The 10,120-nt window shown below is 42.0% G+C and carries 6 protein-coding genes; 5 read left to right on the forward strand and 1 reads right to left on the reverse strand.

All coding sequences use genetic code 11. The features are described from left to right. Nucleotides 1–104: 104 nt before the first annotated feature. Together Q8907_08015 and Q8907_08020 are read left to right on the forward strand one after the other, a co-directional pair. A complete protein-coding gene (locus Q8907_08015; protein ID MDP4274207.1) occupies nucleotides 105–1,157 on the forward strand; it encodes a glycosyl hydrolase 53 family protein in 1,053 nt (350 codons plus the stop codon). Nucleotides 1,158–1,267: 110 nt separating this feature from the next. Further along, on the forward strand, nucleotides 1,268–3,541 hold the full coding sequence (locus Q8907_08020; GenBank protein MDP4274208.1) for a glycoside hydrolase family 2 TIM barrel-domain containing protein: 2,274 nt from the start codon (nucleotides 1,268–1,270) through the stop codon (nucleotides 3,539–3,541). Between the two features lie 152 nt (nucleotides 3,542–3,693). On the opposite strand, the gene Q8907_08025 is transcribed toward Q8907_08020, so the two are convergent. Beyond that, nucleotides 3,694–5,145 carry an amino acid permease gene (locus tag Q8907_08025; GenBank protein MDP4274209.1) on the reverse strand — a complete coding sequence of 484 codons (1,452 nt, stop codon included), beginning with the start codon at nucleotides 5,143–5,145 and terminating at the stop codon, nucleotides 3,694–3,696. 364 nt (nucleotides 5,146–5,509) lie between these two features. On the opposite strand from Q8907_08025, the gene Q8907_08030 reads away from it, so the two are divergent. The 3 genes from Q8907_08030 to Q8907_08040 all read left to right on the forward strand — a co-directional run. Further along, entirely contained in the window at nucleotides 5,510–6,889 is a 1,380-nt protein-coding gene (locus Q8907_08030; protein ID MDP4274210.1) for a pyridoxal-phosphate dependent enzyme, read from the forward strand. Beyond that, a complete protein-coding gene (locus Q8907_08035) occupies nucleotides 6,876–8,045 on the forward strand; it encodes a cystathionine gamma-synthase (protein MDP4274211.1) in 1,170 nt (389 codons plus the stop codon). The genes Q8907_08030 and Q8907_08035 overlap by 14 nt, the downstream gene beginning before the upstream one ends. A gap of 426 nt (nucleotides 8,046–8,471) precedes the next feature. Further along, a partial coding sequence (locus Q8907_08040; GenBank protein ID MDP4274212.1) for a methyl-accepting chemotaxis protein occupies nucleotides 8,472–10,120 on the forward strand: 1,649 nt, incomplete at its 3' end.

Here is a 10,120-nt window from a genome sequence, read left to right on the forward strand (position 1 = left end):
CGCAGCTGGAGTCAATACCCATTAAGCTGCTGGGGTAATGATGGGAAACCCACAAAAGCTTTGGATGCTTTTAAATAGATATATTATCTCTTGATTCTGATTTGATGAAAACAATTGTTTATAAAATTATCCTTTTTTTTGCGTGCCTTGGTTATGTGTTTTTCTCAACTGGCTGTAAAACAAACGATTCAGTAAATACACCCCCCGTTTCTGCTGATACATCATTTGCAAAAGGCGCTGATGTCAGCTGGGTCACCCAAATGGAAGCCAATGGCCGGAAGTTCTATAATTCAGCCGGAACGGAAAGCGAATGCTTAACTTTACTGAAAAGCCTTGGAATGAACAGTATCCGCCTGCGTGTATGGGTAAATCCTTCGGACGGATGGTGCAACACTTCCGATTTGCTTGTAAAAGCCAAACGGGCAAAAAATCTGGGAATGCGCATCATGATTGATTTTCATTACAGCGATACCTGGGCTGACCCAAGCCATCAGACAAAACCTGCTGCATGGACAAATCTTAGCTTTACAGACCTGAAAACAGCCCTGGCAAACCACACCATTTCAGTTCTTACCACACTGAAAAACAATGGCATCACCCCGGAATGGGTACAGGTCGGGAATGAGACCAGTAATGGAATGCTTTGGGATGACGGGAAAGCATCCGCTAATATGGCAAACTATGCTGCGCTGACAACCGCAGGATACTATGCTGTAAAATCCGTTTTCCCAAGTACAAAGGTTATTGTCCATCTGAACAATGGCTATGATAACTCAATGTACCGGTGGATATTCGACGGACTGAAAGCCAATGGCGGAAAATGGGATGTCATAGGATTATCCGTTTATCCCAATTGGTTCACTACTGCTAATGACTGGGCCAATTGTAATACACAGACTTTGGCCAATATGAAGGATTTGGTAAGCCGTTACAACTCGGAAGTAATGGTGGTGGAATGCGGCATGAACTGGGATAATCCGGCGGGGTGCAAGAATTTTCTGACCGACCTGATAGCCAAAGTAAAATCAGTGCCAGGTAATAAAGGGAAAGGGGTATTTTACTGGGAACCGGAATGTAATGTGGGCTGGAACGGTTATGCACTGGGGGCTTTCGACAACAGTGGAAAACCAACTGTTGCACTGGACGCTTTCAAATAAATTTCTATAGTTTTAAAATCAAGAGAGTTATGAGGCAATTTCGTGGGTTAAAAATATTTCTTATTAATTTTTTTTTATTTTTTGTATTGGTGAGCTCCGCTCAAAACCGATTGAAGCTAAATTTCAATGAGGATTGGCAGTTTAGAAATCAGGAAAATTTGTTGCCTTCTATAGATATCCCAACAAATATTAATTTTAGTTTTGAGGGTTGGCAAACAATTTGTCTGCCCCATACGGCAAAAATAGAACCCCTGGTAATAAAAAATCCATGGATTGGAATTAGTTGGTATAAAAAAGATTTCGTAATAAACCCGGAATGGACAAATCGAAAAATTTTTATTGAATTTGAAGCTGTTATGCAACAGGCTGAAGTCTGGTTAAACGGTAAATTGTTGATGAAACATACCGGAGGATACCTGCCGTTTACCATAGATATCTCGAAAGAGGTATCTTTTACAAAAACAAACCGGTTGGTTGTAAAAGCTAATAATCAGGATAATCCTGAAGTGCCCCCGGGAAAACCAATTGACAATCTCGATTTTTGCTACTACAGCGGAATTTACCGCAATGTATCGCTTGTCGTAACCGGTCCGCTGTACATTTCAGACCCGGTGAAAGAAAATCGAACAGCTTCCGGAGGTTTAAAAATTTGGTATCCCCTTGTTTCAAAAAAAGAAGCAGAGATTTCGGTTGCTACTCATATCCGCAACGAATACCCAGGCGATAAAACTTTTATAATCGCTTGTAAGCTGAACGATAAAAACGGGAAAACAGTCGCCACAGCTATTTCTGATAAACAAACAATAACCGCCGGCGGACAAATAAGCGTAACTACCCGTTTGAACATTCCTGATCCGCAATTATGGCATCCGCAACACCCTAACCTGTATACGCTGAAAGTAGAAGTAGTTGAAAATGGTAAAACTGTTGATGCTGTGCAAAGCCATATCGGAATCCGGAAATTCGAGGTTAAAGATGAAAAATTTCTGATCAACGGAGAACCGCTCCTGCTCGTCGGTACCAACCGCCATCAGGAATATCCATATATTGGCAATGCCTTGTCCGACAATGCTCAGTACCGGGATGCAATGAAGATCAAGCAGGCCGGGTTCAATATCGTCCGCCTGTCGCACTACCCGCAGTCACCGGCTTTTATGGATGCCTGCGACAAGCTCGGGCTCCTGGCCATTGACGCAATCCCCGGATGGCAGTTTGTGGGTGATGACCACTTTATGCAACATTCGTATCAGGATGCACGCGAACTTATCCGCCGCGACCGAAACCACGCCTGCGTGGCCATGTGGGAACTTTCACTCAATGAATCGGCCATGCCCGACCAGTTTATGGAAAACATGAACCGTATTGCAAAGGAAGAATCTCCCGAAACGAAACTGCTCACCTGCGGATGGATAAACAAATACTATGATGTCTTTATTCCCGCACGCCAACATGCCAAACCGCCTTACTACTGGAAAAACTATGACGGAAAAATTCAGCTGTTCACCGCCGAATATGGAGACTGGGAATACTTTGCCCAGGATGCCGGATTGAACCAGGCCGGCTATGCCGGACTAAAAGCCGACGAACGTACCAGCCGCCAACTTCGGGGTAATGGCGAAAAGAGGTTGCTTCAGCAAGCCACCAACTACCAGGAAGCACACAACGACAATCTCCGCAATCCTCACCTTGGCGATGCCAACTGGCTGATGTTCGACTATAACCGGGGTTATTCGCCGGACATTGAATCATCAGGGATAATGGATATCTTCCGTTTACCTAAATTCAGTTATTACTTGTATCGCAGCCAAAGCATTCAACCTACATTGAAAATTGCTTCATACTGGAATGAAAAATCCGATTATCATAACCTGAAAGTCTTTGCCAATTGCGATGAAGTCGCCTTATATCTCAACGAAAAGCTAATCGAAAGGAAAAAAGCCGGAAGGAACAGTATTTCCGATAAACTGCCTAATCCCCCGTTCATTTTCGATTTGAAGGCTTTCACCCCGGGAACGCTTAAGGCTGTCGGATATACCAACAATAAAAAAGTGGCTGAAGATAAAATAACGACCGCCGGCAGCGCAAAACTGCTGAAAATATCCTTCGACTTAAGCGGAAAACCTTTTAAAGCCAATGGTGCTGATGTGATATTCGCTTATGTGACTGTCTGTGATAAAAAGGGAAATCAGGTATATGAATCGGATCGGGAAGTGCAGCTTGAAACCAGTACTGGAGCCAGCATTATCGGCCCCGATCATGTTAAAGCAGAAGCAGGTATTGCAACATTCTTGCTCAGGTCCGGTTCTCGTCCGGAAAATATTATTATTTCAGCTAAATCACAAGGACTTTTAAGTGGCAAGTCCACTATTATGTCAACAAAATAACAAAGAGTTGTACAAGTTGATGCATTTAAAACAGGCATACTCAAAAAATATAAGCTATAAAAAAATTCATCAAGGGGGGAAAAAGGGCTTTCAATAAAAGTCCTTCTTTTCTACTTTAAAACATATTAAAAAAACCTGGAAAATATTTAAAATCAAATCTCCTCAGACATTCTTTTTCTAAGCACACTATTTTTTTTGCCAAAAGAAAAATAAATCACCAGGCCAATGATTAACCATGCAACCAGTCTAATCCAAGTGTCCAAGGGCAAAGAAAACATGATGATGACACAAGTAAGAATCCCCAAAACAGGGACAACAGGGACCCATGGTGTCCGAAAGGAACGTGGCGTATCAGGTTGGGTTTTCCTTAAAATAAGTACGGCCGCACAAACCATCACAAAGGCCAGTAAAGTTCCAATGCTGGTCATTTCACCGACAACACGAATAGGAACAAACCCTGCGAACAAACTAATGAAGATACTCAGAAGAATATTTGATTTATAAGGAGTCTGAAATTTCGGATGTAATGTTGAAAAAACTCTGGGCAATAAGCCATCGCGGCTCATGGAGAAAAACACGCGCGATTGCCCCATCAAGTCGACCAGGATCACAGATATATATCCGATAAGTATCGCCAAAATGATGGCCTGACTGAGCCACAGATATGGCGTCTTTTCAATGGCAATGGCTACAGGCGCTGCACTGTCCTTAAACTCCTTGTAATTGGCCATGCCGGTCATTACATAACTAAAAAGAATGAACAAAACAGTACATACCAGCAATGAACCAATGATTCCGATTGGCATATTTCTCTGCGGCCGTTTTGCTTCCTGCGCCATCGTTGCCACAATGTCAAAACCAATAAAAACAAAAAAGATCACACCAGCCCCGCGAAAAATACCACTGATGCCAAATGTACCAAATGTGCCAGGGTTTTGAGGAACATAAGGATGATAATTTTCCGGATGGATGTAATGCCATCCCACGGCAATGAATATCAGGACAATACTTACTTTTATCGTAACAATAACGGAATTAAACCATGCAGATACACCAACTCCCCTGATAATGATTGAAGTAATTCCAATGATGATAAAAATAGCAGGCAAATTAACGATTCCATGAACAAGAGTCCCGTCAGATAATGAAATGCTCTCGAAAGGAGAAAGAAACAATTGCGGAGGCAAATGGATATGATAAGTATCCAGAAACTTGATCAGGTATTGTGACCAACTGATCGCCACGGTGGCAGCACCCACCGAATATTCGAGTATCAAATCCCAGCCAATAATCCAGGCGAAGAATTCACCTAAGGTTGCATAGGAATAAGTATAAGCACTTCCGGCAACAGGAACCAGGGAAGCAAATTCAGCATAACACAAGGCACTAAAAGCACAACCAACAGCAGCCAATGCAAATGACACTGTTACAGCCGGACCGGCATAATTGGCGGCAGCAATGCCGGTGAGCGAAAACAAACCGGCGCCAATAATTACCCCGATACCAATAGTTACCAAATTGAATGCATTCAACTTTCGCTTCAGCGTATTGGAGCCTGTTTCTGCAGCTTCCTGCTGTAGAAATTCAATAGATTTCTTCAACATCTCTACGTATTTTGATTTATTTCGTATGATCCTTGCTAATTTCTCAGGCATCATTTGAAGTGCGTAAAACTAAAAGCATTATTTCAGAAAAATAATCGCCTGTTTGTGGTATAATGCCTTACCTGATTTGTGGTAAACGGATAACAGAATTCAATCATAACAACAGTTGTTTTGGAAAATATCATTTTCATTAACGATAATATTTTTACAAATTTTTCAAAAACTCATCATTTTGACATACCATAAAAAAGGTATTGAATATGCCATTTTCAGGGTACTGCATTTGAAATAAGCTATATATATTTTTGTAACTGATGAACATGTAAAGCGAATGTCTATGTCGCTGGAATAAAAAATTCACAAAATGAGTCAGAAAATAGCAAGTAATGTTTTGGAGATGATCGGAAACACTCCAATGGTCGAACTTACCAAACTAGATACCGGGAAATGCCGGCTATTCATAAAACTGGAAAATCAAAATCCGGGTGGTTCCATAAAAGATCGTGTAGGAGTCTCCATGATCAATGCAGCTGCCCAAAGCGGGGCATTGAAACCGGGCGGGACCATCATTGAGGCCACGGCAGGAAACACCGGAATTGGCCTGGCATTGGTCGGCCTGATGAAAGGATATAAAATCATCCTGGTCATCCCCGACAAAATGAGCCAGGAAAAAGTAAATCACCTGAAAGCCCTGGGGGCAGAGATCATTCTGACCCGCTCTGATGTAGGCAAGGGCCACCCACAGTATTATCAGGATCTGGCTAAAAAAATAGCCGACGAAACGGGCGCCTTTTATGTAAACCAGTTCGAAAACCCCGCCAATCCCCTGGCACATGAAACAACCACAGGGCCTGAAATATGGGAACAAATGGACCATGATGTTGACGCGATCGTCGCCGGGGTAGGTTCGTCAGGAACGTTAACCGGGTTAACCCACTTTTTCAAAAAAGTGTCCAACAAAACGGAAGTAGTGCTGGCTGATCCCAATGGCTCGGTACTTGCAGAATATATCAATACCGGCAAAATCACCAGGGAAGCCGGTTCATGGCTGGTGGAAGGAATCGGCGAAGATTTTGTCCCTACAATTGCGGACTTTTCGCTTACCAAAAGGGCTTATTCCATCAGCGACAAAGAAAGTTTTGATACGGTTCGCGAATTGCTGCAAAAGGAAGGAATCCTGGCCGGTTCATCTTCCGGTACCCTTCTTTGCGCCGCCTTAAAGTATTGCCGCGAGCAAACCACCGCAAAACGCGTGGTTACACTGGCCTGCGATAGCGGGAATAAATACCTTTCAAAGATGTACAACGATTTCTGGATGTATGACCAGGGATTGAAGAAAAGAAAAAATTACGGTGACCTGCGGGATATTATCGCCCGCCGGTTTGAAGATAATGCCACGGTTTATGTTTCGTCCCAGGACACTTTGAATGCGGCATACTTAAAGATGAAAACTTACGACATATCTCAAATTCCCGTTATAGACAATAATAAAATCGTTGGCATCATTGATGAATCAGACTTGTTGTCAGCTTTATACAGCCGAAATATCAACTTCCGCTCGGAATCGATTAAAGAAATCATGACCACCCATTTGACCAAACTTCTGCCCACTGCTTCTTTAGATTCACTGGTAGAAGTACTGAACAACGGACTGGTAGCTATCATCGAAGACGAGCATCAGGTATTTCAGGGAATTATCACTAAAATCGATTTAATTAATTATTTGCGCAATGAGAAATATTGAAAAATATAATTTTTCCACCAAGGCCATCCACGCCGGAGAAGAACCTGAATTAAAAGAAGGAGGCACAGGTGATGTAGTTGTCCCCATTCATCTTTCAACAACTTTTGCCCGTGAAAAAGTAGACGTCCCAACCCGGGGATACGATTATACCCGGTCCTTAAATCCGACCCGGAAGGCGCTTGAAGAAAAACTTGCCTCCATTGAAAATGCTGCTTACGGACTGGCGTTCAGTTCCGGTTTGTCGGCAATAACCACGTTACTCTTGTCTGTTCTCAAATCCGGAGATCATATCATTGCATCTGACGACCTGTACGGAGGAACGAAAAGGTTATTTAACCAGATACTGACAAATCTTGACATTAAAACTTCTTATATTGATACTTCAAAAACGAAAAATATAGAAGAGGCAGTTAAGAGCAATACACGCCTGGTCTGGATAGAATCGCCTACCAATCCCCTACTCAAACTGACCGATATCAAAGCAGCTTCGGAGATCAGCCATCAGCACAATCTGCTGTTGGTAGTTGACAATACCTTTTTATCTCCCTATTTTCAGAACCCGTTAACTCTTGGTGCCGATGTGGTGATCCATAGTTCCACCAAGTATATCGGGGGACATAGCGATGTACTGGGCGGATCTGTCGTGCTTTCAGATGACAGCCTGTATTCCAAAATTCAATTCCACCAGAATTCCATCGGCGCTGTACTTTCGCCTTTCGACTCTTATCTCACGTTACGTGGGATAAAAACGCTGGAACTCAGAATGCAGCGTCACAATCAAAACGCCATTCAAATCGCAGAATTCCTTGAACAACATCCCAAAATCAAGCAGGTTTTCTATCCCGGTTTGAAAAGCCATCCCCAGCATTTATTGGCCACCCGGCAGGCCAGGGGATTTGGCGGAATCATCTCTTTTGAAACCAAAGGGACAATTGCTGATGCCAAAAAATTTCTTGAGCGCCTGCAACTGTTTGCTGTGGCAGAAAGCCTGGGCGGAGTGGAATCCCTAATAGAATTGCCCGCTTTAATGACCCATGCCTCTGTTCCTGTTGAGGACAGGAAGAAATTAGGGATTTCGGATACGTTGATCCGTTTATCCGTGGGTATAGAAGATATAAATGATCTACTTGCGGATTTAAAACAAGCTTTGGAATAATGAAAAGCCAATAATAGGACTCACTGAAATTACAGTCATTTCAGGAAATCAATCAACTGAAAAATCCCATATATCCGGCCTTCCCAACCCTGAATATGGGATTTTCAATCTTAGACTATACAGTTTGTCATGAGTTCTTCCTCGCCTTTATCCTTACCCCCATTTTAAATAAGAATTAGAAGCTATATACCTCAAAAAACAGCAAAATTTTAAGGATATATTTTAAGATTTTCTAGCAAACAGACTTTAAAATATCTAACAGAAAGAAAAATTGATTATTTCAAATAATTCATTTTAAAGCATAAAAAATGAATTTTATCAGTAATCATTAGCTTAAAAATTAATATTTTTGTAAAGAAATATCAAATTTTTAGGGGCAAGCTATCAAAAAAACACATTTTTCACTACAAACAAAAATTTGAAGGTATGAATACAAACTGGACAATTAGAGCTAAAATGTTGGTGGCATTCTTAGGCTCATCGCTGATCATTTATTTGGTATCTTTTGGATATTACCTGGTAAAATATAGGAATAATGCCCTGAAAAATGCTCAGGAAATTGCCAATACCTGTTCCCGCGAAAATGCATATAAAACCCAATCGATTCTTAATGTTGAAATAAATATATCCAGGGCCCTTGCCCAAAGTTTCTCAGAAACAGGGCCTGGGGATGCGATGATGAGAGATTCAATTTACAAATCGGTACTAAGAAAAATAGCAGTAAAAAATCCAAATTTCATGTCGGTCTGGTTAAGCCTAGAACTGAATGCCATAGAACCGGGCTACACCAAACCTAATGGGCGATTTCGGGTTACCTGGTTCAGGGATAACGGGGCATTGAAATATCAACAGGAAAAAATGGATACCGATAACCCTAATCCAACCGGAGTATATTATTCCATAAAAAAGAATCCGCAGGAAACAGTAACGGATCCTTACCTTTATGCCTATGACGGTAAAAAAGAAGATGAAATATTAGAGACCAGTGTTTGTGTACCCTTGTATACCGCCGGTAATAGATTTATGGGCTTAATGGGAATCGACCTTTCCTTCGAACGGTTTATCCCAACTATCCAAAGCATTAAACCTTTTGAAGAAAGCCATGCCTTTTTGGTTTCAAACAATGGGACTCTCATCGTTTGCCCGGATAAATCGAAGATAGGGAAATCCATTTCCACCCTGATCGACAGCACGGATTTAAACTCATCGATGATTTCCCGGCTGAAAGCAGGGGAAAATATTTCATTTAATTACCGTGACCAAAATGGTGTAAAAAATAACGTTTCCCTGGCCGGATTTGTGATTGGCCAAAGCAATACGCCCTGGGCAGTCGGAATAATAACCCCAGAGAAAGTGATGTTAAAATCTTTCTATGCCACACAATTACAAATGATCATCATTGGGCTTATCGGAATTGTGATATTGATATTTCTTACTGTATACCTTGCAGACAAGCTGGTTCAACCCCTGATGAAAAGCATCAAACTGGCCCAGGACATCAGCAGCGGAGACCTGGATCAACATATTGAAAATATCTATACGGATGAAACGGGCGATTTAATCAAATCACTTAACCGGATGGCCCGCAAGTTATCGGAAATGATCAGAAAAATAGCAGAAAGTGCAGATCAATTGTCTGCTCATGGTGAAAGACTTCTTGGAAATTCGGATGATATAGCACGCAGTTCTGCCGAACAGGCTGCATCGACCGAAGAAGTATGCAGCCAGCTGGAAGAAATGTCTGCAAATATCAGTACTAGCAATGAAAATGCACGAACAACCCGGCAAATCACTCAAGCTACCGCCGGTCATATTGTTGAAGTAAATAAAAGCTCACAAGCATCAGCCTCAGCGATGGAACGAATTGCTGAAAAGGTGAAAATCATTGATGATATTGCTTTCCAAACAAACATATTGGCCTTAAATGCAGCCGTCGAAGCTGCAAGAGCAGGTGAACACGGTAAAGGTTTCGCTGTGGTGGCAGCAGAAGTCAGAAAACTTGCCAAACGCAGCAAAGTGGCAGCAGAGGAAATCAATTCCCTTACAAAGGAAAGTTTGCATCTTTCGGAAGGCAC

The sequence above is a fragment of the Bacteroidota bacterium genome (genome assembly GCA_030706565.1).
Lineage (GTDB): Bacteria > Bacteroidota > Bacteroidia > Bacteroidales > JAUZOH01 > JAUZOH01.